This is a genomic window from Homoserinimonas sedimenticola (assembly GCF_026094475.1).
GTDB classification, from domain to species: Bacteria; Actinomycetota; Actinomycetes; order Actinomycetales; family Microbacteriaceae; genus Homoserinimonas; species Homoserinimonas sedimenticola.
In genome coordinates this window covers 235,404-260,636 of record NZ_JAPELL010000001.1, presented here as the reverse complement: position 1 = coordinate 260,636, position 25,233 = coordinate 235,404, and the positions used below count along the sequence as shown (strand labels likewise).

At 66.6% G+C, this 25,233-nt stretch carries 18 protein-coding genes and 1 tRNA gene; 6 read left to right on the top strand and 13 right to left on the bottom strand.

The annotated features are described in order from the left end of the window. Positions 1–73: 73 nt before the first annotated feature. A complete protein-coding gene (locus tag OH146_RS01195) occupies positions 74–670 on the top strand; it encodes a DUF4126 domain-containing protein (RefSeq protein ID WP_265156544.1) in 597 nt (198 codons plus the stop codon). 66 nt (positions 671–736) lie between these two features. Here OH146_RS01195 and rpsA read toward each other — a convergent pair whose 3' ends face one another. The 4 genes from rpsA to polA all read right to left on the bottom strand — a co-directional run bounded on the left by rpsA (position 737) and on the right by polA (position 9,024). After that, positions 737–2,185, bottom strand: a complete 1,449-nt coding sequence (gene rpsA / locus OH146_RS01190) for a 30S ribosomal protein S1 (RefSeq protein WP_265156542.1) — start codon at positions 2,183–2,185, stop codon at positions 737–739. Between the two features lie 198 nt (positions 2,186–2,383). Then, a complete protein-coding gene (locus OH146_RS01185) occupies positions 2,384–4,495 on the bottom strand; it encodes a reprolysin-like metallopeptidase (RefSeq protein ID WP_265156540.1) in 2,112 nt (703 codons plus the stop codon). A 152-nt stretch (positions 4,496–4,647) separates the two neighbouring features. Next, a complete protein-coding gene (locus OH146_RS01180) occupies positions 4,648–6,306 on the bottom strand; it encodes a DUF885 domain-containing protein (protein ID WP_265156539.1) in 1,659 nt (552 codons plus the stop codon). A 39-nt stretch (positions 6,307–6,345) separates the two neighbouring features. Then, on the bottom strand, positions 6,346–9,024 hold the full coding sequence (gene polA, locus OH146_RS01175; protein ID WP_265156538.1) for a DNA polymerase I: 2,679 nt from the start codon (positions 9,022–9,024) through the stop codon (positions 6,346–6,348). Between the two features lie 139 nt (positions 9,025–9,163). Between polA and OH146_RS01170 the strand changes: the two genes are divergently transcribed. Further along, the gene (locus OH146_RS01170) at positions 9,164–9,511 is read left to right on the top strand and encodes a PaaI family thioesterase (protein ID WP_372508484.1); all 348 of its coding nucleotides are present in this window, start codon (positions 9,164–9,166) and stop codon (positions 9,509–9,511) included. Positions 9,512–9,556: 45 nt separating this feature from the next. On the opposite strand, the gene OH146_RS01165 is transcribed toward OH146_RS01170, so the two are convergent. Further along, on the bottom strand, positions 9,557–10,159 hold the full coding sequence (locus tag OH146_RS01165) for an ANTAR domain-containing response regulator (protein WP_265156533.1): 603 nt from the start codon (positions 10,157–10,159) through the stop codon (positions 9,557–9,559). Positions 10,160–10,198: 39 nt separating this feature from the next. On the opposite strand from OH146_RS01165, the gene OH146_RS01160 reads away from it, so the two are divergent. Together OH146_RS01160 and OH146_RS01155 are read left to right on the top strand one after the other, a co-directional pair. Then, positions 10,199–10,281 (top strand) — tRNA-Leu (locus OH146_RS01160). 58 nt (positions 10,282–10,339) lie between these two features. Beyond that, positions 10,340–10,828, top strand: a complete 489-nt coding sequence (locus tag OH146_RS01155; protein ID WP_265156531.1) for a 2'-5' RNA ligase family protein — start codon at positions 10,340–10,342, stop codon at positions 10,826–10,828. Here the strand turns inward: OH146_RS01155 and OH146_RS01150 are convergent. Beyond that, complete coding sequence (locus OH146_RS01150) at positions 10,825–11,292, bottom strand: DUF3237 domain-containing protein (protein WP_265156529.1); 468 nt, start codon at positions 11,290–11,292, stop codon at positions 10,825–10,827. The two genes, OH146_RS01155 and OH146_RS01150, sit on opposite strands and share 4 nt — an antisense overlap. 143 nt (positions 11,293–11,435) lie before the next feature. On the opposite strand from OH146_RS01150, the gene OH146_RS01145 reads away from it, so the two are divergent. Beyond that, positions 11,436–12,740 carry an MFS transporter gene (locus OH146_RS01145; RefSeq protein WP_265156527.1) on the top strand — a complete coding sequence of 435 codons (1,305 nt, stop codon included), beginning with the start codon at positions 11,436–11,438 and terminating at the stop codon, positions 12,738–12,740. 37 nt (positions 12,741–12,777) lie between these two features. Then, positions 12,778–13,704, top strand: a complete 927-nt coding sequence (locus OH146_RS01140) for a LysR substrate-binding domain-containing protein (protein WP_265156525.1) — start codon at positions 12,778–12,780, stop codon at positions 13,702–13,704. On the opposite strand, the gene pyk is transcribed toward OH146_RS01140, so the two are convergent. The 7 genes from pyk to trpC form a co-directional block, all read right to left on the bottom strand. Then, positions 13,686–15,143 carry a pyruvate kinase gene (pyk, locus tag OH146_RS01135; protein WP_265156523.1) on the bottom strand — a complete coding sequence of 486 codons (1,458 nt, stop codon included), beginning with the start codon at positions 15,141–15,143 and terminating at the stop codon, positions 13,686–13,688. The two genes, OH146_RS01140 and pyk, sit on opposite strands and share 19 nt — an antisense overlap. 77 nt (positions 15,144–15,220) lie before the next feature. Beyond that, positions 15,221–16,675: a glutamate synthase subunit beta gene (locus OH146_RS01130; RefSeq protein WP_265156521.1), complete on the bottom strand. Its 1,455-nt coding sequence runs from the start codon at positions 16,673–16,675 to the stop codon at positions 15,221–15,223. Further along, positions 16,668–21,242, bottom strand: a complete 4,575-nt coding sequence (gene gltB, locus OH146_RS01125) for a glutamate synthase large subunit (RefSeq protein ID WP_265156519.1) — start codon at positions 21,240–21,242, stop codon at positions 16,668–16,670. Before gltB ends, OH146_RS01130 begins: the two co-directional genes overlap by 8 nt. Positions 21,243–21,327: 85 nt before the next feature. Next, positions 21,328–22,356, bottom strand: a complete 1,029-nt coding sequence (lgt, locus tag OH146_RS01120; RefSeq protein WP_372508445.1) for a prolipoprotein diacylglyceryl transferase — start codon at positions 22,354–22,356, stop codon at positions 21,328–21,330. 54 nt (positions 22,357–22,410) lie between these two features. Beyond that, a complete protein-coding gene (gene trpA / locus OH146_RS01115; protein WP_372508444.1) occupies positions 22,411–23,220 on the bottom strand; it encodes a tryptophan synthase subunit alpha in 810 nt (269 codons plus the stop codon). Then, positions 23,217–24,428, bottom strand: a complete 1,212-nt coding sequence (trpB, locus tag OH146_RS01110; protein ID WP_265156515.1) for a tryptophan synthase subunit beta — start codon at positions 24,426–24,428, stop codon at positions 23,217–23,219. The genes trpA and trpB overlap by 4 nt, the downstream gene beginning before the upstream one ends. Before the next feature lie 30 nt (positions 24,429–24,458). After that, a complete protein-coding gene (trpC, locus tag OH146_RS01105) occupies positions 24,459–25,232 on the bottom strand; it encodes an indole-3-glycerol phosphate synthase TrpC (RefSeq protein WP_265156513.1) in 774 nt (257 codons plus the stop codon). Between the last annotated feature and the right edge of the window lies 1 nt (position 25,233).

Sequence of the window (25,233 nt, the reverse complement as noted above, 5' to 3'; positions counted from 1 at the left end):
TAGCCGTGCGACGGACCGCCTCGGCTAGGGTCGAGACCGATGGGAAGCTGTTCACGCTTTCCCTGGAGGGCTCATGATCGAACTGCTCACCGGTGCCGGGCTCGCGGCAGCCGCCGGCCTGAACGCCTACATTCCCCTCATGCTCATCGGGCTGGCCAGCCGCCTGCTCGACGTCGTCGCGCTGCCGCCCCAGTGGGCGTGGCTCGAGAACGAATGGGTGCTCCTCATCCTCGGCGTGCTGCTTGTCGTCGAGATCATCGCCGACAAGGTTCCCGTGGTCGACAGCGTCAACGATTGGGTGCAAACGGTCCTACGCCCTACCGCCGGCGGCCTCGCCTTCGGCTCTGGCGCAAACTCCGAGACGGTTGCCGTGACCGACCCGGCGGCCTTCTTCGAATCCCAGCAGTGGGTGCCGATCCTCACGGGCGTCGGCATCGCTCTCGTCGTACATCTGGCCAGGATGATGGCGCGACCCGTGCTCAACGCGGTCACGGCGGGAGCAGCCGCGCCATTGGTGAGCGCTGTCGAGGATGCTGCGAGCATCATTCTCTCGGTGCTCGCGATCGTCGTTCCGATCCTCGTCGTGGTCGCGGTACCGCTCCTCGCCTGGTGGCTCATCGCAGCCTTGCGCCGTGCACGCCGCAGGCGTGTGGCGTCCGCGGAGTCCTAGGGCGAGCGCAGACAGCAGAACGGCCGGACCCGAAGGTCCGGCCGTTCTGTCGTGGGCTGCGAGATGCTAGTTGCTCGAGAGCTTCTCGCGCAGAGCCGCAAGCGCCTCATCGTCGGCGAGAGTGCCCGTCGAGGACGACTCGCTCGAGAAGGAGGAACCTCCAGCCGACGGAGCGTCGACGAGGTCCTTCGCGGCGGCCGCCGCGACCTGCTTCTTGTGAGCCTCCCAGCGAGCCTGGGCTGCGGCGTAGTCCGCCTCCCACTTCGCGCGCTGCTCCTCGAAGCCTTCCTTCCACTCGTTCGTCTCGGGGTCGAAGCCCTCCGGGTACTTGTAGTTACCCTGCTCGTCGTACTCCGTGAGCATGCCGTAGAGTGCCGGGTCGAACTCGGTGCCCTCGGGGTCGACGCCCTCGTTGGCCTGCTTGAGGCTCAGCGAGATGCGGCGACGCTCCAGGTCGATGTCGATGACCTTGACGAAGACCTCGTCACCGACCGACACAACCTGCTCCGCGAGCTCGACGTGCTTGTCGGACAGCTCGGAGATGTGGACGAGACCCTCGATGCCTTCTGCGACGCGCACGAACGCACCGAAGGGAACGAGCTTCGTGACCTTGCCCGGAGCAACCTGACCGATTGCATGCGTGCGGGCGAAGACCTGCCACGGGTCCTCCTGCGTCGCCTTGAGCGACAGGGAGACACGCTCGCGCTCGAGGTCCACCTCGAGGATCTCGACGGTGACCTCCTGGCCCACCTCGACGACCTCGCTCGCGTGCTCGATGTGCTTCCAGCTGAGCTCGGAGACGTGGACAAGGCCGTCGACGCCGCCGAGGTCCACGAATGCACCGAAGTTGACGATCGACGACACGACACCCTTGCGAACCTGGCCCTTAGCAAGGTTGTTGAGGAAGGTCGTGCGGCTCTCGGACTGGGTCTGCTCAAGCAGGGCGCGACGCGAGAGGACGACGTTGTTGCGGTTCTTGTCGAGCTCGAGGATCTTGGCCTCGATCTCCTGCCCGAGGTAGGGCGTGAGGTCGCGGACGCGGCGAAGCTCGATGAGCGACGCCGGGAGGAAGCCGCGGAGGCCGATGTCGACGATGAGGCCGCCCTTGACGACCTCGATGACCGTACCGGTGACGACGCCGTCGTCTTCCTTGATCTTCTCGACGTCGCCCCACGCGCGCTCGTACTGCGCACGCTTCTTCGACAGGATGAGACGGCCTTCCTTGTCCTCCTTCTGGAGAACGAGGGCCTCGACCGTGTCACCGACCGTGACGACCTCGTCGGGGTTCACATCGTGCTTGATGGAGAGTTCGCGGGAGGGGATGACACCCTCGGTCTTGTAACCGACGTCGAGGAGGACCTCGTCACGGTCGATCTTGACGACGGTGCCCTCGATGAGGTCTCCGTCGTTGAAGAACTTCAGCGTCTTTTCGACCGCGGCGAGAAAGTCTTCAGCAGATCCGATGTCGTTGATGGCGACCTGCTTGGGGGCCTTACCGGTCGTTGCGATTGTCATGTAGTGGTTGCTCCAGGATGGATTGCCCCTGTTGGGCAGAAATCAGGCCACGGACGAGATGGTGCGTGTGTTTTCAGCGGCGTCGGAGGAACCGACATCCGGCGTCGCCGTGGCAGGCGGACAGATGGTCGCAAATTTGCGACTCTCCAGCATACCCTCCCTCGCGCTCCTGCGGCAAGCGCGAGGGAAGGCCTCCTCCTAGGAGGTGGGCACGGCGAAGGCGGGATTCTCGTACTTCCACACGCTGTCGTCGTAGACCGCGATCACATGCTTCTTCTCCGACTCGCTTGCGGTGTAGAAGTGGTGCCGCTTCGTGTCGCTCCAGAAGCGGTAGACCGGACGGGTTCCCGCCACCGAAGAGGACGACGGGTACACGTAGTAGGCGACACCCTCGTACTTCCACACGCTGTCGTCGTAGGCCGCGATGACGTGATTCTTCTCGGACTCGCTGGCGGTGTAGAAGTGACCATTCATGGTGTCGCTCCAGAATCGGTAGAGCGGCACTGTGCCAGCCACCTGCTTCGTGAACGCGCTGTACGCGACGGCCTCGTACTTCCAGATGTTGCTCGGATACTTCGCCTGGATCTGCGCCTTCTCAGTCGCACTGATCGTGTAGAAGTGGCCCTGGTAGGCGTCGCTCCAGAAACGGTAGACCGGCATCGTTCCATCGGCCGCCGCCACGCTTGCAGACGTGAGGGTGACGCGCACGCTCATCGCAGTCGAAACAGAACCCGAGACAGCTGCGACGGTGATGCCGCCGGAGGGACTCGTCACAGACTGGCCGGCGACGATCGCCGCGCGACGCGCTCCGCCTGACGCGACCGCCGAGACGACGGCTGAGCCGTTGCCGGAGGCGCGCAACAGCCGCACGCCGGGCGCGAAGGTCACGCTCGTGCCGCCGAGCGTCCTCGTCGCCCCATAGGCGTAGTACGGCGTCGGGCTGCCCTCACCGCTGCGCAGCTCCACGTGGAACACCTCGCCCGTACTGGGGTCGGTGACAGAGAGGTGACGGATGCCGCTGGAGCTCTCCAGCTTCGCAAGCGAGACCGTCCACGACTTTGACCCCGCGCCACTGTCGAGCGCCAGGCTCTGCGTCGCGGGGGCGGGCAGGAAGCCGAGGCGGGAGGCCGTGCTCGTGTTGAGCGGGGTCAGGGTGTCGAACCCGACAACTCCGAGCCCCATGACGTCATAGATGTCCCAGTACTCGTGACTCGTGCACGACGCCCCCGAGCAGACCTGAAGGTTGGAGTGGCCAAGACCGATGTTGTGCCCGATCTCGTGTGCGAGCGTCGTGAGATCGACGCCGCCACCGATCGACATTCGCACCGCGCCACCGTAGTGGAGGCCCGTGCCGACGATGCCGACACCCGTCTCCGAGCATCCGGAGGGGTTGAACACGACGAGGTGCCTGGCCGTGCCAGGAACGCTCGTGCGGAAGGCATTCCAGCTGCTGTAGCCGAGCTGGGTCGCGACGCTGTTCCACGTCGTGAAGGGAGACTCCGCGCATGTGCCGCCGCTCGTGCGTGCGATCGTCGCTGCCACGTCGAACGGCGCGACGAGGCCGTTTGACGACGACTGCCAGTGCGCCGCCGCCGAATTCGCAACCGAACGCAGGTAGGAATCCGACTCCGAGACCGGTGCGACACCGTCAGGAGAGTTCACGACGAGAACCAGCTCGTGGCGCTGCGCCGCAGCCGCCTCCGCGACGGGCGCCACCGTCACCTGCGCCTCCACGACGGAGAGCTCCGCCCCTGCCTCGGTCGCAGCCGCTAGAACCTCCTGAGCGGCAGAGGATGCCTCGGCGAGGGGCTCGGAGCCCTTCGCCGACCCGACCTCGTCGGCCGCCTCGGGCGTCAACTGCTCGAGGATCTCTGCCTCGACCGCCACCCGACCTTCGAAGATATCGCCCGATGACACCGCGGCCGGGATGTCACCCTCGATCGGGACGACAACCCCGCTCGCCGTCTCGACGGAGTAGCTGTATTCGAGCTCCTCCTCAGCATGCTCGTGCTCGTCGTGCTCGGCGGGGAACTCCTCCGAGATCGACACGATCACCTCACCGGTCAGCTCGACCGATGCCTCCGCAGCGAGTGCGGAGTCGGCGATGGGAAGTTCATCGCCCGGCTCCGCGGCAGGCTCATCCTCGCCGGAGAGGGCGGCAGAAGCATCCTGCTCGGCGGCAAGGGAGGAAGAAGCGATCGAGGCGGCTGCGGAATCGGCTGGCGCCATGAAGGTACCCGGCACGAGCATCACCAGGCTCGCAAGAAGTCCCCCCAAGACGACCAGACCACCGCGCAAAGGCTTGGTCATACTCATTAGCTTAGGCAGGCTTCGTGAGAATAGGCAGTGCACGAACGAAATTTCCCCGCCAGGCCCACCCCCACTTCAGGGGGGCGTCATTCCGCGATGGTTCGTCTGTTGCGGCCGTCGTGCCTGGGTGCCGGCACCGACTTGTGCCGCCCTCAGCCGAGAACTGCGGTGCGCAGCGTGTCGAGACCGACTCCGCCCAGCGCGAGCGCCCTCCGGTGGAAGTCGCGGATTTCGAAGTCCGCGCCGGCCCGCCGCCGCACCTCGTCGCGCAACTCCTCCCAAAGGCGCTGCCCCACCTTGTAGGACGGCGCCTGGCCCGGCCAGCCGAAATAACGGTGCACTTCGAAGAGCGTGCTCGGGTCGGGCTCGTGACAGTTCTCGCGGAAGAACGCCAGGGCGTAGTCGAAGTCCCACTGGCCCGTACCGTCAAGGCGGGGCTTGCCGAGATGGACGCCGAGGTCGAGCACGACTCGCGCGGCGCGCATCCGCTGTGCATCGAGCATCCCCAGCCGGTCGCCCGCGTCGTCGAGGTAGCCCAGCTCGCCCATAAGCCGTTCGGCATAGAGGGCCCACCCCTCCGCGTGGCCCGAAGAGCCCGCAAGCTGGCGGCGCCACGTGTTGAGCTCCGACCGGTTCACGACGGCCTGACCGATTTGCAGGTGGTGCCCCGGCACACCCTCGTGGTACACCGTCGTCGTCTCGCGCCACGTCGAGAACTCCGTCACACCCACGGGCACCGACCACCACATCCTGCCCGGCCTGCTGAAGTCGTCGGCGGGGCCCGTGTAGTAAATGCCGCCATCCTGGGTCGGCGCGATCATGCACTCGAGCCGCCGAATCTGCTGGGGGATCTCGAAGTGAGTGCGCGAAAGCTCCTCGACGGCGCGGTCGCTGAGCGCCTGCATCCACTCCTGAAGGGCGGCCGTGCCGTGCAGGATACGTGCCGGGTCCGAGTCGAGGGCCGCGATCGCCGACTCGACGGTGCCGCCGGGAACGATCGTGCGGGCCACCGCCTCCTGCTCCGCCGTCATACGAGCAAGCTCCTCGATCCCCCACTCGTAGGTCTCGTCGAGATCGATCGTCGCCCCCAGGAAGCGGCGGGAGTGGAGCGCATAGACCTCCCGCCCGACGGCATCCGTCTCACTCGCCGCCGGAGCCAGTTCGCTGCGCAGGAAAGCGGTCAGGCGGGCGTAAGCCTCGGTGGCGAGTACGGCCCCCGTGATCAGGTCGCCGCGAAGCGCATCGCCGACCTCGGCGGCGCCACTCGCGAAACGCGGGAAGAATCCGTCGGGACGCCCCACACGCTCCGTCAGTTCGGCCACCGCCAAGACCTGTCGGCGCGCTGGGGTCACGCCTTCCGCGATGCCCTGACGCAGAGTCTCGATGTAACCGTCGATCGCGCCCGCAACCGCATTCATGCGGCTCGCGATATCACTCCAGTCCGACTCTGTCTCGGTCGGCATGAGGTCAAAGATCTCGCGAATCTCGGTGGCAGGCGATGCGAGGACGTTGAGGTCACGAAGGTGAAGACCCGCCTCGTGCACCTCCAGATCGAGCTCAAGCGTCGAGGTGAGATCGGCAACGGTCACGCGATCGACCTCGTCGGCGGATGTCGCAGCCGCAAGCCGACGCAGGGTGTCGCGTGCGGCATCCGCCCGTGCCTCAACACCATGAGGCGAGTAGTCACCGAACTCCCCATGTCGGCCCGGCACGCCGATGTAGGTCGCAGTCGTGGGGTCGAGCCGCGTCAGGGTCGAAACCCAGTCCTCGGCAATCTGGTCGACCACCGTGGGGGTCCTCGCTTCGCTCATGTCGACAGCGTATCTCCGGTCGTTCGCTCGGCCCGGCGGTCAGTGCGCGGCCGCGTCCCAGTTCGCTCCGATGCCGACCTGCACCTCGAGAGGTACGGCGAGCTCTGCGGCTCCCCCCATGCGAGTTCGGACGATCTCCGTCAGGGGTTCCACCTCACCGTCGGCCACCTCGAAGACGAGCTCGTCGTGCACCTGCAGGAGCATCCGCGACCGGAGGCCCTTCTCGCGGATGTCACGGGCGACGTCGACCATCGCGATCTTCATGATGTCGGCCGCGGTTCCCTGGATGGGGGCGTTGAGCGCCGCGCGCTCGGCGTTCTCGCGCAGCACTCGGTTGTTGGAACGGAGGTCGCCGAAGGGCCGCCGCCTGCCGAAGATCGTCTCGGTGTAGCCATCCTCCCGAGCCTTCTCGACGACAGAACGCAGGTAGTCGCGAACCGCACCGAATCGGGCGAAGTAGTCAGTCATGAGCTGCTTCGCCTCGGCTGTGTCGATGCGGAGCTGCTTGGAGAGGCCGAAGGCGCTGAGCCCATACGCGAGGCCGTACGACATCGCCTTGACCTTCGTGCGCATGAGCGGAGTGACATCCGACGGCTCGACATGGAAGATGCGTGCTCCCACGAAGCGGTGCAGGTCCTCCCCCGCATTGAAGGCCTCGATCAGGCCCGGATCACCTGACAGGTGCGCCATGATCCGCATCTCGATCTGGGAGTAGTCGGCCGTCAGAAGCGTCGAGAACTCGGAGCCATGGGTGAAGGAGGAGCGGATCTCCCTGCCGACCTCCGTCTTGATGGGGATGTTCTGCAGGTTTGGGTCATTGGACGAGATTCGTCCCGTGCTCGTACCCGTCTGTTCATAGGTCGTGTGAATTCGGCCGTCGGGTCGCACGCTCTTCTCAAGCGTGTCCACGATCTGCCCGAGCTTCGTCACGTCGCGATGCTGCAGCAGGAGCCCGAGGAAGGGGTGAGGACTCTTCTCCTGCAGGTCGGCGAGGGAGGCGGCGTCCGTCGAGTAGCCCGTCTTGTTCGCCCGGGTCTTTGGCATGCCGAGCTCCTCGAAGAGAACCTGCTGGAGCTGCTTGGGCGACCCCAGGTTGACCTCCCGCCCAATCTCCCGATACGCCTCGGCAGCAAAGCCTGCCGCCGATGCCGCGAGCCGGGACCTCAGGTCGGCCAGGACCGTCGGCACGACCTGGATGCCCGTCAGCTCCATGCGGGCGAGAACTGGCACGAGCGGAAGCTCGATGTCAGCCAGGACTCGCGCCGTGCCTTCGTCCAGACGTTCGCGAAGCGCGTCGGCGATGCGCAGTACGTACCAGGCCTCCGTTGCGGCGCTCAGAGACTCCACCTCCGGCAGGAGCTGATTGGGGTCGGAGACCGTGACAGTCTCACCGAGGACCGCGTAGACCTGGGACGCGAGATCCTCCGACTTGCCCGAAGGCCTCAGCAGCCAGGAGGCGAGGCTCGTGTCGAATGCGATTCCGGCAAGGTCGAGGCCCGCCGTCGCGAGCGCCTTGTACTGGCGCTTCGCATCCAACAAAACCTTTGGCGCGTCGCTCGCGAGCCAGGACTCAAGCGCCGCGTAGTCGGGGCGTCCCTCCGCCCACGGCACGTAGACCGAATCGTCGAGCGTGGCGATGCCGAAGCCCGTGATGCCCTCCGCGCCGATCTCGACGCGGAGCCCGAGCGGCGAGGCATCCGGGCCCGTGCGCTTGGCGAGCCACTGCGCGAGTTCCTCGTCGACGAGCGTGCGCACGACGGGAGCGAGTTGGGCGGCGCCCGAGTCATCGACCGCGGCAGCCGAGGTAAGGGCCTCGGTCGACCCCTCCGCCGCGGCGATCTTGAGGACGCGCTCGAGGAGGGTGCGGAATTGCAAGCGATCGAAGACCTCCCTCACGGCCGCGACGTTGATCTGTCGACGCTCGAGATCCGCGGGGCCCACGGGCAGCTCGACATCCGTGACAAGACGATTGAGGCGGCGATTGCGAATCGCGTTCTCCTTCTGGTCACGCAGGTTCTGCCCCACGACACCCTTGATCTCGTCGGCGTGCGCGAGAATCTCGTCCAGGCTGCCGTATTGATTGATCCACTTGACGGCCGTCTTCTCGCCGACCTTGTCGATGCCGATGAGGTTGTCGCTCGTCTCGCCGACGAGAGCCGCGACATCCGGATACTGCTCCGGCTCGATGCCATAGCGCTCCATGACCGCGTCCCGGTCGTAGCGCTTGAGCTCGGAGACGCCCCGAGCATTCGGGTAGAGCAGGGTGACGTCATCGTTGACCAGCTGGATGGTGTCGCGATCGCCGCTCACGACGAGCACGCGGTACCCCTCGGCGGCGCCCCGCGTCGCGAGCGTCGCCAGGATGTCGTCGGCCTCGTAGTCCTCCTTCGAGATCGTGACGATGTTCATCGCCGACAGCGCCTCCTCGAGGAGCGGAACCTGCCCGATGAACTCGGGCGGCGTCTCACCGCGGGTGCCCTTGTACTCCGCATATTCCCGCGTGCGGAAGGAGTAGCGGGAGATGTCAAAGGCGACCGCGAGGTGCGTGGGCTTCTCCTGCGCGAGGAGGCTCAGCAGCATGGACAGGAAGCCGTGGATCGCGTTCGTGTGCTGCCCCTCACGGTTGACGAAACTGTCGACCGGAAGGGCGTAGAAGGCACGGAAGGCGAGCGAGTGGCCGTCGACGACGAGAAGGGTAGGCTTTGCGGTATCCGACACGAAGCCAGCCTAACGGGGGCCGCCGACACGCCGCCGTGCCGCTGGGAAAGGCACCTCAATGACGAAGCTCCCCCCGGACCTGGACCCCGAGCTGATCGCCCGGCTCAGCGACACCCAGGGGGGTGAGCTCCCTCGAAAGATGGGCATTGAGTTCATCGAGCTGTCTGCTAAGTACTCGGTTGCCCGTATGCCCGTCGAGGGAAACCGGCAGGTCATCGGACTCCTCCACGGCGGCGCCCACGTCGTACTAGGTGAATCGCTCGGCTCGATGTCGTCCGCGATTCACGCCGGCCCGGGGCGCTACGCCATGGGCATCGAGATCAACGCGACCCACAGCCGGTCGATCACGGAGGGCTGGGTCACGGCCACGTGCCGCGCGATTTCCCTCGGCCGCACTCTCGCGACCCACGAGATCGCCATCACGGACGACGACGGCAACCGTCTCTCGACCGTGCGCATGACCAACATGCTGCGCGACCGTCGCTGACGCGCGCTACCCCTGCTGACGCCCCGCTACCCCTGCTGACGCGTGCTACTTCTTGGGCGCGAACTGGTCGATGATTGTCTTCGCGACGTCGTGCATCGTGAGACGGCGGTCCATCGACGCCTTCTGGATCCAGCGGAAGGCCTCGGGCTCGGAAAGCCCCATCTTCTCGTTGAGCAGACCCTTGGCGCGGTCGACGAGCTTGCGGGTTTCGAAGCGCTCGACGAGGTCGGAGACCTCCGACTCGAGGGCGATGATCTGCGCGTAGCGGGCGAGGGCGATCTCGATCGCCGGCAGGAGATCATTGGGCGTAAACGGCTTCACGACGTAGGCGAGGGCACCCGCCTCGGTTGCCCGCTCAACGAGCTCCTTCTGGCTGAAGGCCGTCAGCAGCACGACGGGTGCGATGTGGTTCTTGCTGAGCTTCTCCGCCGCCGAGATCCCGTCGAGGAGGGGCATCTTGACGTCCATGACCACGAGGTCTGGTCGCAGCTCCGTGGCGAGAGCCACTGCGGCCTCGCCATCGCCAGCCTCCCCCACCACATCGAATCCGTTGTCGCGGAGCGTTTCGACGATGTCGAGTCGGATGAGCGACTCATCCTCGGCCACGACGACGCGACGGGGTGCTTGAGTAGATTCCTGGTCTGCCACGCCGTAAAGCCTACGGTATTCTGAACCGGGTCATCGTGCGCCGGTGTGGCGGAATGGCAGACGCGGAGCACTCAAAATGCTTTGTCCGAGAGGACGTGTGGGTTCGACCCCCACCACCGGCACAACCCGTCCTGCGCCAAAAAGCTGCCCGCGCGGGCATCGGGAAGACGGCGGATGCTCGTGAGCGAGTCAGCCGAGCGCATCGTCGTCGTGCTTCCCCTCGCACGTCTCGACGTGGGCGAGCGCTTCGCCGTCGACTACTGGCCGCTGCACGTCACGGTCGTGGCACCCTTCTCGACCCACTCCTCGATGGACGAGGTCGAGGAGACCGTCATCCATTCGGTCCGCGACTACTGTCCGCTGCGCGTCACGGTTGGTGGCGAGGCGATGTTCGGACGGCGTCAGAACATCCCAGTGAACCTCATCCGCCCCCACGAGGGGCTCTTTGCCCTGCAGTCAGATCTTCAGAATGCGCTGCAGCCGCTCATGGTGTCGCCGCGGCATCCGTCTCAGGAGTTCCGACCCCACGTCACCGCCAAGCGCAATGGCCGGGTACATGAGGATGACCGGCTCACCCTCTCGCACGTCGCGGTCGTCGACATGGCCCCGCGCTCTGAACCGCGCGGACGTGTCGTGCTCGCCTCAGTGCCCTTGGGCGCTCGGAGCTAGTCGACGACGAAGACGCGGAGCAGCACCTCATCAGGGGTTCTCACGCCTGCCCCCAGCAGGATGCGGGACGACAGATAGCTCCACCGCGGCCCTGCCGAGTACATGCGCGGGGTGCAGCGGAAGTAGATCCTGCCCGGGTCGACCCGCTCCCCCCTCACGAGGGCGGCGATGTCCTCCGGACTCCCAGAACGGATGCCGAAGTTGCTGATCGCGACGCGCTCGCCCTCGTCAGTCTCGATCGCGTACTCGGCCTGCAATTCGGTGACGGACTCGCTGCGGAGCACCTGATAGTCCGCGCCGGCGGGCAAGACTGCGCCGTTGAGCTCGGGACCTTCCACTCTCCCACCCAAGATGGGAATGATTCTTCGACGGCCGCCCAGCGTCTCCCCGATCTCGATCGGCTCGCCGACGGCAACGGCAATGTCCGCGAGGAAGCGAAGTTCCGGCGTCTGTGGAGTGATCACGCTTTGCGACGGTAGCAAGCACGAGCCGCAGCCGCCATGGCGAGGAAACCGACATCTCATGTCGGATAAATATCGTTGACGACTTCAACGAAGCTGCCCAGCATGGGGAGGTCCACGATTGTCCCGCTGCGATGGAGGAGCACATGACGACGACAGCACACCCGGCATCCGAAGCCCCCGCGATCGATGCACGCAAGCGACGGAAGGACCTCGTCGCCGTCAACATCGGCAACGCTCTCGAGTGGTTCGATTGGAACATCTACGCAATCTTCGCGCCCTTCTTCGCCGCGCAGTTCTTCTCCAGCACCGACACTCTCTCGGCGCTCCTGTCGACCCTCGCCATCTTCGCCGTCGGCTTCCTCATGCGCCCCATCGGCGGATGGGTCTTCGGGCGCATCGCCGACCGGCGCGGGCGCCGCTTCAGCCTGACCCTCGCGATCGCCCTCGCAGCGATCGGTAGCCTCATCATCGCCGTGTCGCCGACGTTCGCACAGATTGGAGTGCTCGCCTCGGCCGTCCTCCTTCTCGCCCGCCTCGTGCAGGGCCTCTCCCACGGCGGAGAGACGGGCTCCGCGTTCACATACCTCGCGGAAGTCGCCCCCGAGCGCCGGCGCGGGCTCTGGGCCAGCACACCCTGGGTCGGGGTCGCGATCGGATCCATGGCGGCGACGGGCCTCGGAGCGGCGCTCACAGCAATCCTCAGCGACACTGCCATGGCCGAATACGGATGGCGCATCCCCTTCGCGATCGGCGCCCTGCTGGGTGTCTACGCCCTCTACATCCGCTTCCGGATGGACGAGTCCGCACACTACGAGGCATCCGCCGCCGAGGAGGAACGACCCACGCTGCGCGCGACGTTCTCCGAACTCTGGGCGGAACGACGCGGAGCCCTCCAGATCGTGGGTCTCACCATCAGCGGCGTCGTCGCGTTCTACACGTGGATCATCTTCGCCCCCGGCTACGCCAGCCGCGCCTACGGAATGGACCCCACGGTCGCGCTCGTGATCGGCGTCATCGCTCAAGCCATCTTCCTCGTCGCCTGCCTCGCGTGGGGGCGCTACAGCGACGCGGTCGGTCGACGACCCGTGCTCTTCGTGTTCTCGATCGGCTTCCTCATCGCCGCGATCCCGCTAGAACTCCTCCTCGGGGGCAGCCCCTGGACCCTCATGCTCACGATGGGGGTCGCCGCGATCCTCATGGCCGCCAACTGTGCGCCGCTGGGCGCCGTCTTCGCCGAGCTCGTGCCCACCCGACAGCGCGCCACCCTGATCGGCATCGCCTATGCGACATCCGCCGCCATCTTCGGCGGAACCGCGCCCTACCTCAACACGTGGCTCTCGAGCCTCGGGCTGCACCTCGGCTTCGCGGCATACATCATGGTCCTATGCGCCATCACGACAGCAGTGCTGATCTTCATGCCAGAAACGCGCGGGCGCGCCCTGCGGTGACCCTCACGTGGCGGGCCGCGCCGATCGGCCCGCCACGATGACCTCGCTCACGCTGCGCCAACTCCGCTACTTCTGCGCCATTGCGGGAGCCGGAAGCATCAGTGCCGCGGCCGATCAGGAGCACATCTCGCGGTCGGCCCTCGCAGCAGCCCTCGACGATCTTGAAGAAGCACTCGGGATGCAGCTCTGCGTGCGGAACCGAGCACACGGCATCCAATTGACCGCGGAGGGACGCAGAGTCTTCGAGAGAGCGCTCGCCCTACTGCAGCAGGCCGACGAACTCGCGGGCACGGATGACGGCCGACACCTCGCCGGTCCCCTCTCCATCGGATGCTTCGCCTCCCTGGCCCCCACCGTCATCCCCGCCGTGCACTCCCACCTGGAGCGCGAGCATCCCGAGGTCACCCTCACCATCACGACGGCCGACCAGTCCACGCTCGTGCAGCAGCTACGCTCCGGAGAGATTGAACTCGCCGTCGCTTACAACATGCATCTCGACCGCGAGTTCTCGAGCGTGCAGCTCTACGACACGGCGATGCATGTCATCCTCGCTCCCGAGCATCCGCTCGCCGCCCTCGATGTCGTACCCCTGACCGCTCTCGAAGAGGAGCCACTCATCGCCCTCGACTCGTCACCGGGAGCGGCCAACATCCTCGCCTACTTCGCCGCCAACGGGCTCGCTCCGAGGATCAGGCTGCGAACGACCCACTTCGAGCTCGTTCGCTCCCTCGTCGCCCGCAACCTGGGCTACTCGATCTTCATCCAGCGCCCGCGCAACGGCAGCAGCTATGAGGGCCTGCCGCTCATCGCTCGTCCCCTCGACCCCGCTCCGCCCAGCGAACGCGTGTCGATCGTCTGGCCGGCGGCACGGCCCCTCTCAGCTAAGGCACGCCGCTTCGTCGCGATCGCGCAGGAGCACGTTCCAGAGATTCGGCCAGAGGACCTCTACGCCTCGGGCGCCTGATCAGCCCACACAGGGGCGACGGCATTGTGGGCATCTCCGACGCGGTGGACGCGAAGGTCGTTAGTCGAGCCGGGAATGCCGGGAGGGGAGCCCGAGATCACGATCACGCGATCGCCCACCTCTGCGAAGCCGCCGCCCAGGAGCGCGTCGTCGACCTGACGGTACATGGCGTCCGTGTGCTTGACCCGGTCGACCTTGAAGCTCTGGACGCCCCAGCTGAGCGACATGCGGCGCAGGATGTCCTCAGAGGGGGTGAAACCGAGGATCGGGATGGGGTTGCGCAGGCGCGTCATGCGCCGCACCGAGTCCCCTGACTCCGTGAAGACGCAGAGGTACTTGGCCTCGACAAACTCCGCGACCTCTGCCGCCGCGAGCGTGATCGCACCGCCCTGCGTCCGCGGCTTCGTGCCAAGCGGAGGGACCCGGTCAAGCCCGTGCACCTCGGTTGACTCGATGATGCGGGCCATCGTCTGCACAGTCACGACCGGGTACTCCCCCACGCTCGTCTCACCGCTCAGCATGACCGCGTCAGCACCGTCTAGGACGGCGTTCGCGACATCCGAGGTCTCAGCCCGGGTCGGGATGGGGTTCGAGATCATCGACTCCAGCATCTGCGTCGCCACGATGACGGGCTTCGCCATGCGTCGGCAAAGTTCGACCGCCCGCTTCTGCACGATCGGCACGGCCTCGAGCGGAAGCTCCACCCCGAGGTCTCCGCGCGCCACCATGATCCCATCGAAGGCGTCAATGATCGCCTCGAGGTTGTCGACGGCCTGCGGCTTCTCGATCTTCGCGATGACGGGGACGCGCACGCCCTCTTCCGCCATGATCTCGTGCACCCTGACGACATCGTCGGCGTTGCGCACGAAGCTGAGGGCGATGTAGTCGGCGCCGAGACGAAGACCCCAGCGGAGGTCATCCTCGTCCTTCTCCGAGAGCGCCGGAACGTTCACGGCCACGCCGGGCAGGTTGATGCCCTTGTTGTTGGAGACGGCGCCCGCCACCACTGTCTCCGCAACGACCTCGGTCTCGGAGGAGGAGATCGCGCGCAGCTTGACGCGTCCGTCGTCGATCAGCAGGGTGTCGCCGGGCGCGACATCGCCGGGAAGCCCCTTGTAGGTCGTGCTGCAGCGCTCAGCAGTCCCCTCGATGTCCTCGGTCGTGATTGTGAAGCGGTCCCCGACCTCGAGGTGGTGGGGCCCGTCCGCGAACTTGCCGAGGCGGATCTTCGGCCCCTGGAGATCCACGAGGATCGCGACAGGCCGGTTGGTCGCCGCCGCCGCTCGCCGAACCTTCCCGTAGATCTCCTCGTGAACGGCGTAGCTGCCGTGGCTGAGGTTCATGCGTGCAACGTCTACCCCGGCCTCGATTATGGCTCGGATGTTCTCGTAGCTGGACGTCGCGGGCCCAAGGGTAGCGACAATCTTTGCGCGTCTCATGCAGCTCTTTCTATCGGGTTCGACAACTCAGGGACGGGCCAAGCCTATGACCAAAGCCGGATATGTTCGAAACGGCATCAAAGTGCGATGGGCCGGTCAGTCGGGCGCACGGGAGCGGGGAGCAGGGTGTCCCCCTCCAGGAAGCGATCGACCTCCGCGGCTACCGCGCGGCCCTCCGCAATGGCCCAGACAATGAGCGACTGTCCACGTCCGGCATCGCCTGCCACGAAGACGCCCGAGTGGTCGGACTCGTAGTTCGACTCCCGCGCGGGAACGGTGCCGTCGAACGACAGGGAGAGCTGGCCCTCGAGGTCCTGCCGTTCGGGCCCCGTGAAGCCGAGAGCGAGGAGGACGAGGTCCGCGGGGATCTCACGTTCTGTGCCCGACTTCGGCACGCGTCGACCGTCGATGTACTCCGTCTCAGCGACACGGATGGCCCGCACCTCGCCGACCTCGTTGGAGAGGAACTCGACCGTCGAAGCGAGGTAGACGCGCTCGCCGCCCTCCTCATGGGCCGACTGCACCTCGAACAGGGTGGGCTGCGTGGGCCACGGCTGGTGCTCGGGACGCTCCGACGGCGGCTGCTTGCCGATCGCCAGATTGGTGACCGAGAGCGCCTTCTGACGGTGGGCCGTCCCGATGCAGTCCGCGCCCGTGTCACCGCCGCCCAGCACCACGACGTGCTTTCCCTCGGCAGTGATCTGGTCGACCACCTGGTCACCCGCCACGACGCGGTTCTGCTCGACGAGGTACTCCATCGCGAAGTGGACACCTGCCAGGTCGCGCCCAGGAATCGGCAGATCACGCGGAACCGTCGCGCCCGTCGCCACAATGACCGCGTCGTAGCGAGCTCGCAGATCACTCCACGAGATGTCGACTCCGACATTGACGCCCGCGCGGAAGCGCGTGCCCTCTGCCTGCATCTGCTTGAGACGCAGCTCGAGGACCCGCTTCTCCATCTTGAAGTCGGGAATGCCATAACGAAGCAGACCGCCGATGCGGTCGTCGCGCTCGTAGACGGCGACCGTGTGACCTGCTCGCGTGAGCTGCTGCGCTGCCGCGAGACCCGCCGGCCCCGAGCCGACCACGGCGACCGTCTTGCCCGTCAGCCGCTCCGGCGGATGCGGCTCGACCCAGTCGTTCGCCCAGGCCTGCTCGATGATCGAGGCCTCGACCTGCTTGATGGTCACAGGCGGCTGATTGATTCCCAAGACGCACGAGGTCTCGCACGGGGCGGGACAGAGCTTGCCCGTGAACTCGGGGAAGTTGTTCGTGGCGTGCAGGCGATCGATCGCCTGGCGGCCCTCACCTCGGCGCGTCAGGTCGTTCCACTCGGGAATGAGGTTGCCGAGCGGGCAACCCTGGTGGCAGAACGGGATGCCGCAGTCCATGCAGCGTCCCGCCTGGCGGCGCAGCGTCGCCGCGTCACCCTGCTCGTAGACCTCTTTCCAGTCCATCAGCCGCAGCGCGACCGGACGACGTGGGGGCAGCTCGCGCTCCCGCGTCTTCAGGAATCCCTTCGGATCAGCCACCGGTCACCTCCATGATGCGTGACCACGCGACGTCGCCGTCGGGGTCGAGTCCTTCACTGATGGCCGTCTCGCGTGCAGCGATGACGGCGGCGTAGTCCCGCGGGACCACCTTGACGAAGCGTTCCATCGTCGCCTCGCGCTCCTCGAGCATCCGCTTCGCCAGGGTCGACCCCGTCTCGGCGACGTGCCGTTCGAGCAGGTCGACGAGGATCGCCACGTCGCCACTGCCGAGCGGTTCGAGGATGAGCTCGCCGGACGCGAGCGACTCACGGTTGACACGCTCGGGGACGAGATCGTACACGTAGGCCGTGCCGCCCGACATGCCGGCGCCGAGGTTGCGCCCCGTCGTGCCCAGGATGACCGCGAGGCCCCCGGTCATGTACTCGAGAGCGTGGTCTCCCACGCCTTCGACGACGCCCGTCGCGCCCGAGTTTCGTACGAGGAAGCGCTCACCCACGCGCCCGCGGATGAAGAGGCTGCCCTGCGTCGCACCGTAGCCGATGACATTGCCGGCAATGACATTGAGTTCCGCCGGGAAGACGGCATCGCGATCGGGACGCAGCACGACACTGCCGCCAGAGAGACCCTTGCCGACATAGTCGTTGCTGTCTCCCTCAAGCCGAATCGTGATGCCCGAGGGAAGGAAGGCCCCGAGCGACTGGCCCGCGGATCCACGCAGGCGCACATCGATCGTGTTCGGGGGAAGCCCCTGCTCACCGTACGCACGCGTGACCCTGTTGCCGAGCATCGTGCCCACCGCACGCTCCGTGTTGCGGATGGGGAGCTCGATCGTGACGGGCGTGCCATTCTCGAGAGCCGGAGCGGCCTGCCGGATGAGCTCGACGTCGAAGTGCCGGTCGAGCTCATGGTCCTGGGTGGTCGAGTTGCGGCGGGGCTCGTTCTCGGAGAACTGCGGGCCCACGAGGATCGGAGTCAGGTCGAGACCCTCAGCCTTCCAGTGCTTCACGGCGCGATCGATGCCGAGGACCTCGTTGTGACCGATCGCCTCGTCCAGCGAGCGGAAGCCCAGCTCCGCGAGGTACTCGCGCACCTCCTGCGCGATGAACTCGAAGAAGTTCACGACGTACTCGGCCTTGCCCGTGAACCGTTCCCGCAGCTCCGGGTTCTGCGTCGCGACGCCGACGGGGCAGGTGTCGAGGTGGCAGACGCGCATCATGATGCAGCCCTCGACGACAAGCGGTGCCGTCGAGAAACCGAACTCCTCGGCGCCCAGGAGCGCCGCGACGATGACGTCGCGACCTGTCTTGAGCTGACCGTCGACCTGCACGACGACGCGGTCTCGCATGCCGTTGAGCATGAGGGTCTGCTGCGTCTCGGCGAGGCCGAGCTCCCACGGCGTTCCCGCGTGTTTGAGGGAGTTGAGCGGGCTCGCACCCGTTCCGCCGTCGTGCCCGGAGACGAGCACAACATCCGCGAGGGCCTTGGAGACACCAGCGGCGACCGCGCCGATGCCGTTCTGACTCACGAGCTTGACGTGAACGCGAGCCTCCGGGTTTGCCCGCTTCACATCGAAGATGAGCTGCTTGAGGTCCTCGATCGAGTAGATGTCGTGGTGGGGCGGAGGGGAGATCAGTCCCACGCCGGCCGTGCCGTGGCGGGTCCTGGCGATCCAGGGGTACACCTTGCCCGCGGGCAACTGGCCGCCCTCCCCCGGCTTGGCCCCCTGCGCCATCTTGATCTGAATGTCACTCGCGTGCGTCAGGTACATGCTCGTGACGCCGAAGCGCCCCGAGGCCACCTGCTTGATGGCACTGCGGCGCTCGGGATCGAGCAACCGCTCGACATCCTCGCCGCCCTCGCCCGTGTTGCTGCGACCACCGAGCCGGTTCATCGCGATCGCAAGCGTTTCGTGCGCTTCCTTGCTGATCGAACCGTAGCTCATGGCACCCGTGTTGAAGCGCTTGACGATCTCCGATACGGGCTCGACCTCGTCGAGCGGAACGGGCGGACGCACGCCCTTCTCCAGCTCGAACAGGCCGCGCAGGGTCATGAGGCTGCTCGCCTGCTCGTCGACGAGTCGCGTGTAGTCGCGGAAGATGTCGTAGCGACGAGTACGCGTCGAATGCTGCAGTCGGAACACCGTATCCGGGTTGAAGAGGTGGGGCGGGCCCTCGCGGCGCCACTGGTACTCGCCACCCGTTGCGAGACGCTCGTGCGTGCGCGACGTGCCCTCCTCGGGATACGCGGAGTAGTGGCGGGCGAGGTTCTCCGCCGCGATGGCCTCAAGGCCGATTCCGCCGAGCTTGGTCGTCGTTCCCGTGAAGTACTCGTCCACGAAGTCCTGGGCGAGACCGACGGCCTCGAAGGCCTGCGCGCCCACATAGGAACCGACGACGGAAATGCCCATCTTGGACATGATCTTGAGGACACCCTTGCCGAGCGCCTTGATGACGTTGTGAACAGCCTTGTCGGGGGTCGTGCCGGTGACAGTGCCGTTGCGGACAAGCTCCTCCGCCGTCTCCATGGCAAGGTACGGGTTCACGGCGGATGCGCCGTACCCGATCAGGAGTGCGACGTGGTGCACCTCGCGCACGTCACCCGCCTCGACGATGAGACCCACCTTGAGGCGGTTCTCACGCCGGATGAGGTGGTGATGCACCGTCGAGAGCATCAGCAGTGAGGGAATGGGGGCGAGGTCGCGGTTGGAATCACGGTCCGAGAGCACGATGAACTTGGCACCGCGCTCGATCGCGTCGTCGACCTCCTCGCACATGGCGGCGAGACGATCGCGCATGGCGGTCTTGCCGGAGTCATGCCGATAGAGCCCCTTGACCGTCGTGGTCGTGCGGCTTCCCGGTGAGGAATCGATGCGCAGGATCTTCGCGAGCTCATCGTTGTCGATCACGGGGAAATCGAGGGCGATCTGGTACGCGTGCTCGGGCGTCGCCGTGAGGAGGTTGCGCTCCGGGCCGAGCCCCGTGCGCATCGACGTGACCACTTCCTCACGGATCGAGTCGAGCGGCGGGTTGGTCACCTGCGCGAACTGCTGCGTGAAGTAATCGAATAGGAGTCGCGGACGCTCCGACAACACCGCGATTGGCGTGTCCGAGCCCATCGCGCCGATCGGCTCCTGGCCGTTCTGCGCCATAGGGGCGATGAGGATGCGCACCTCCTCCTCCGTGTAGCCGAAGGTGCGCTGGCGCCGGGTCACCGACGCGGGCGTATGCACGATGTGCTCGCGCTCAGGCAGGTCCTTGAGGTTGATCCGCCCGTTGTCGAGCCACTCCTGCCAGGGCTGCGCGGCGGAGAGTTGACCCTTGATCTCGTCGTCCTCGATGAGGCGACCCGCGGCCGTGTCGACCAGGAACATACGACCCGGCCGCAGGCGCCCCTTGCGGACCACGCGGCTCGGCTCGACGTCGAAGACACCGATCTCGCTCGCCAGCACGACGAGCCCGTCATCCGTGATCAGGAAGCGTCCGGGGCGCAGACCATTGCGGTCGAGCGTCGCGCCCACGAGGCTGCCGTCCGTGAAGACGAGGGCAGCAGGGCCGTCCCACGGCTCCATGAGCATCGAGTGGTACTCGTAGAAGGCACGCCGGGCAGGGTCAATGTCCGCCTGGTTCTCGTAGGCCTCGGGCACCATCATCATCATGGCGTGGGGCAGCGAGCGGCCGGAAAGCTCCAGCAGTTCTACAACCTCGTCGAACGAGGCCGAGTCGCTCGCGCCGGGGCTCACGATGGGCATGAGCGGCGCCATGTCGCCGAGCAGCTCCGACTCCAGCTGGGACTGCCGGGCACGCATCCAGTTGCGGTTGCCCTGCACCGTGTTGATCTCTCCGTTGTGAGCGATCATCCGGAAGGGCTGGGCGAGCGGCCACGACGGGAAGGTGTTGGTCGAGTAGCGCGAGTGCACGAGGGCGAGCTTCGACGCGAAACGCTCGTCGGAAAGGTCCGGGTAGAAGGGCTCGAGCTGAAGCGTCGTGACCATTCCCTTGTAGACGAGGGTCCTGCTGCTGAGGGACGGGAAGTACGACCCGAGCGAGCGCTCAGCGCGCTTGCGCACGCGGAAGGCGCGCCGGTCCAGCTCGACGCCGGAAAGACGATCGCCGCTCTCGCCTGCAGCCGCGGCGATGAAGAGCTGCTCGAAGGCAGGCATCGCCTGGCGGGCAAGGTTACCGAGAACATCGGGGACGATCGGAACCTCGCGCCACCCCAGGACCTCAAGCCCCTCCTCGACGACGATCGCCTCGATGCCAGCCTTCTCCGCAGACCGGGCGTCAGCCTCGGTCGGCAGATATGCCATCCCGACCGCGTAGGAGCCAACCCTGGGCAGCTCGAAGTCGGTCACCTCGCGCAGGAACGCGTCGGGGATCTGGGTCATGATGCCGGCGCCGTCTCCCGTGCCCGCGTCGGAACCGATTGCGCCGCGGTGCTCGAGGTTGCGAAGCGCCTCCAGGGCCGTCGCAATGATGTCGTGGCCTGGCGTGCCGCGAAGCGTGGCGACCATTGCGAGGCCGCAAGCATCCCGCTCCTGGTCAGGGTCGAACAAGCCCGACGCGGCGGGAACGGTGCTGAATCGTGTGAAGGGGTTGGGAAGAGTCATAAGGACCGTCCTCGGGGTTGGAACAAGTGGGACGCCGATGGCCCTCTGTGGAAATCCCGTACCAGCGCGCGGGTTGCCTCGCGGTTCAGGGTGATGTGCTCGAGCCGCTTGTGGCGGACCCGGTGGATGACACGGATGCGGGCGACTCGGGGGACGAGACCACCACCCTGTAGTCATCGTCGTCGTCCGAATATGTGTCGTCAGAGTGTACATCACGGTCGGGCTGCCAAGAGCGCCCGGGCACGTACGGACTCGGCTCGAGCCCGGGGTGGCGACGCCCCTGAACGACGATGATGACGATGCCGATGATGACCGCTGCGAGGGCCGCCCACACGTTCGTGCGGATGCCGAAGAACACCTCACTCGGGTCGATCCTGATCGACTCCCAGACGATCCGGCCCGCGCCGTACCAGATGAGATAGAGCCCGAAGACGCGACCCCACTGCAGCTGCAGGCGGCGTGCGACGGCGATGATGACGACGACACCCAGCAGGTTCCAGATGACCTCGTAGAGGAAGGTCGGGTGGAACAGCGTGTCATCGGGGAGCCCCACGGGGAAAGCGGGGTTGTCGGCATCGATCTCAAGGCCCCACGGCAGGTCGGTGGGGAGACCGTAGAGCTCCTGGTTGAACCAGTTGCCGAAGCGCCCGAAAGCCTGCGCAAGGAGCAGACCCGGAGCCAGAGCGTCGGCGAAGCTCCAAAAGCGGATACCCGTGATGCGGCAGCCGATGAGAGCTCCGACCGCTCCCCCAATCAGGGCACCGAAGATTGCGATACCGCCCTCCCAAACGAAGAGCACTGCCCACGGATTGGCACCGGGGCCGAAGTAGTCGTCCGGGTGGGTCAGTACATGGAAGATCCGTGCACCGACAATGCCGAGGGGCACCGCAAAGAGGCAGATATCGATGACGACCCACGGCTCGGCACCTCGCGCCGTCAACCTGCGATTCGTGAGCCACGCCGCGGCGAAGATTCCGATGAGAATGCAGAGCGCATAGGCGTGGATTGCGATGTCGAGCGTGAACCAGTCGAGGCCGAGATCGCGCAACCACTCTCCAAGGTTGAAGACGCGCCACTCGTCGTCTGGGCTGGGGATGCTGGTGGGCACGATCACGCGCGGGGCAACCTTTCGTCTGGGCGGGCGGCTTGCGCCGGACCCGTGGAGAAACTAGTTAAGCCTAGTACCGGCGGAGAGTGCAGAGGCGGTCTCGGCCAAGGCTGAAACCCCACCCTCCGCGAGCGACTTCACAAGCGCGGTGCCGACGATCGCGCCATCCGCGTATTCGAGCACTTGCCGCACCTGTTCCGGATTCGAGATTCCGATGCCGACGCAGGCCGTGCGAGCGCCGGCATCACGGAGGCGGGCGATGAGCGTGCGGGCCGCAGCATCCAGGTCGGTGCGGAGTCCCGTGATGCCCATGGTCGAGACGGCGTAGACGAATCCCCTCGTGGCCGAGACGGTCTGGCGCAGGCGTGCGTCGCTCGAGGTGGGCGCCGCGAGGAACACGCGGTCGAGCCGGGTGCGGTCGCTCACGTCGATCCACTCCCCCGCGGAGTCGGGGGTGATGTCCGGTGTGATGAGGCCGGAGCCGCCCGCCGACGCGAGGTCTGTCGCGAATCGCTCCACGCCATACTGCATGACGGGGTTCCAGTAGGTCATGACCAGCACTGGGATGTCGACGCGGGCCCGGATGCGCTCCACCGCCGTGAAGACGTCCCGGAGGCGGAAGCCCCGCTCAAGGGCGGTCTGCGTCGCCTTCTGGATCACGAGCCCATCCATGACGGGGTCTGAGTACGGCACGCCCAGCTCGAGCACGTCGACGCCGTTCTCGGCGAGGGCCACCGCCGCGTCGACGCTCGTATCCAGGTCGGGGAACCCCACGGGGAGGTAGCCCACGAGAGCGCCGCTGCCCGCGTCGCGGCGTGCGCGGATGACGGACTCGACGGATGCCGCGTTCCTCGTCACTGCATCACTCATTCCTGTCGTGCCCCCTCATCGAACAGGCCGAACCAGCGGCCCGCCGTGGCGACATCCTTGTCCCCTCGGCCACTCAGGTTGACGAGGATGATCGCCTCCGGACCGAGCTCACGACCGAGCTCAAGCGCACCCGCGAGCGCGTGGGCCGACTCGATCGCGGGGATGATCCCCTCGGTACGGCTCAGAAGCCGGAGGGCGTCCATCGCCTCAGTGTCGGTCGTCGGACGGTACTCGGCCCGGCCGAGGTCCGCCAACCAGGCGTGCTCTGGCCCGACGCCCGGGTAGTCGAGTCCCGCCGAGATCGAGTGCGACTCGATCGTCTGCCCGTCCTCGTCCTGCAGGAGATAGCTCCGCGCGCCATGGAGCACACCGGGGCGCCCCCGCCCGATCGAGGCGGCGTGGCGCGGAGTGTCGACACCGTCTCCCGCGGCCTCGAAGCCGTACAGCCGCACATCCGGGTCGTCGAGGAAGGCGTGGAAGACGCCGATGGCATTCGATCCGCCGCCCACACACGCCGCCACCGCGTCGGGCAGGCGGCCCGTGAGCTCACGGACCTGCTCGCGTGCCTCCTCACCGATGATCTTCTGGAAGTCGCGAACCATCGCGGGAAAGGGATGGGGACCCGCCGCCGTGCCGAAGACGTAGTTGGTCGTCTCAACCGAGGTCACCCACTCGCGGTAGGCCTCATTGATCGCGTCCTTCAAGGTGCGCGAGCCTGTCGTCACCGACACCACCTCGGCACCGAGAAGACGCATCCGCGCGACATTGAGTGCCTGGCGCTGGGTATCGACCTCACCCATGTAGATGGTGCATTCCAGACCGAAGAGGGCCGCCGCCGTCGCAGTCGCGACACCGTGCTGCCCGGCACCCGTCTCGGCGATCACGCGCGTCTTGCCGAGGCGCTTCGTGAGGAGAGCCTGACCCAGCACGTTGTTGATCTTGTGCGAGCCCGTGTGGTTGAGGTCCTCGCGCTTGAGGATGATGCGGGCGCCGCCCGCGTGCTCCGCGAAGCGAGGCACCTCTGTGATGATCGACGGCCTGCCTGTGTAGCTGCGGTGCAGCTCTGCGAGCTCCGCCTGGAAGCTCGGGTCGTCGCGCGAGGCCTCATAGGCCTCAGCAATCTCGTCGATCGCCGCGATGAGGGACTCGGGCATGAAGCGCCCGCCGTACTCCCCGAAGAAGGGGCCGGTCTGGTCTCGTAGGGCCATTGCTGTCGAGGTTTCCGTTCTCGGGGGCCGTCAGACGGCCAGGTATTCCTGCAGAGTGCCGACGGGGTCACCCTGGGTCACGAGCGCCTCCCCCACGAGCACGACGTCAGCTCCCGCCGCGCGGTAGTGCGCAACATCCGCCGCCGACTTCACGGCGGACTCAGCGACGCGGATGACGCCAGCCGGGATCTGCACCGCGAGTTCGCCGAAGAGCTCCTGATCGAGCTCGAAGGTCGACAGGTCGCGGGCGTTGACTCCAATGAGCTCAGCCCCCACGTCGAGCGCTCTGCTCACCTCCTCGGCGCTGTGCGTCTCGACGAGCGCCGTCATGCCCAGCTCGCGAATGAGCGAGTAGAGGGACGCCAGCCGCTCCTGCTCGAGGGCTGCCACGATGAGGAGAACGAGATCGGCCCCCGCTGCACGTGCCTCGAACACCTGGTAGGGGTCACCGATGAAGTCCTTCCGCAGAACGGGAAGCGACACCGCAGCGCGCACGGCCTCCAGATCGGCGAGCGACCCACCGAAGCGCCGCCCCTCCGTCAGGACGCTGATGGCGCTCGCGCGCCCCGTCTCGTAGGCGACGGCAAGGGCGGCCGGATCGGGGATCTCCGCCATGGCGCCGCGCGAAGGACTCGCGCGCTTGACCTCGGCGATGATCTTCACATGCTCAGCCGGAGCAAGGGCCTCGATCGCGTCGATAGCTGCAGGACGGGCGAGGGCCTGGGCCTCGACCTCGCGGAGCGGTCGGGTGCTGCGGCGCGCCTCGGCATCCGCCAGCGCGCCGGCGAGAAGGTCATCGAGCACG

Coding starts and splice junctions, on each gene's coding strand:
- OH146_RS01195 (WP_265156544.1), top strand. CDS start 74: ATGATCGAACTGCTCACCGGTGCCGGGCTCGCGGCAGCCGCCGGCCTG.
- OH146_RS01145 (WP_265156527.1), top strand. CDS start 11,436: ATGACGACGACAGCACACCCGGCATCCGAAGCCCCCGCGATCGATGCA.
- trpA (WP_372508444.1), bottom strand. CDS start 23,220: ATGAGTGATGCAGTGACGAGGAACGCGGCATCCGTCGAGTCCGTCATC.
- OH146_RS01185 (WP_265156540.1), bottom strand. CDS start 4,495: ATGACCAAGCCTTTGCGCGGTGGTCTGGTCGTCTTGGGGGGACTTCTT.
- OH146_RS01180 (WP_265156539.1), bottom strand. CDS start 6,306: ATGAGCGAAGCGAGGACCCCCACGGTGGTCGACCAGATTGCCGAGGAC.
- trpB (WP_265156515.1), bottom strand. CDS start 24,428: ATGGCCCTACGAGACCAGACCGGCCCCTTCTTCGGGGAGTACGGCGGG.
- OH146_RS01170 (WP_372508484.1), top strand. CDS start 9,164: ATGGGCATTGAGTTCATCGAGCTGTCTGCTAAGTACTCGGTTGCCCGT.
- gltB (WP_265156519.1), bottom strand. CDS start 21,242: ATGACTCTTCCCAACCCCTTCACACGATTCAGCACCGTTCCCGCCGCG.
- OH146_RS01140 (WP_265156525.1), top strand. CDS start 12,778: ATGACCTCGCTCACGCTGCGCCAACTCCGCTACTTCTGCGCCATTGCG.
- pyk (WP_265156523.1), bottom strand. CDS start 15,143: ATGAGACGCGCAAAGATTGTCGCTACCCTTGGGCCCGCGACGTCCAGC.
- rpsA (WP_265156542.1), bottom strand. CDS start 2,185: ATGACAATCGCAACGACCGGTAAGGCCCCCAAGCAGGTCGCCATCAAC.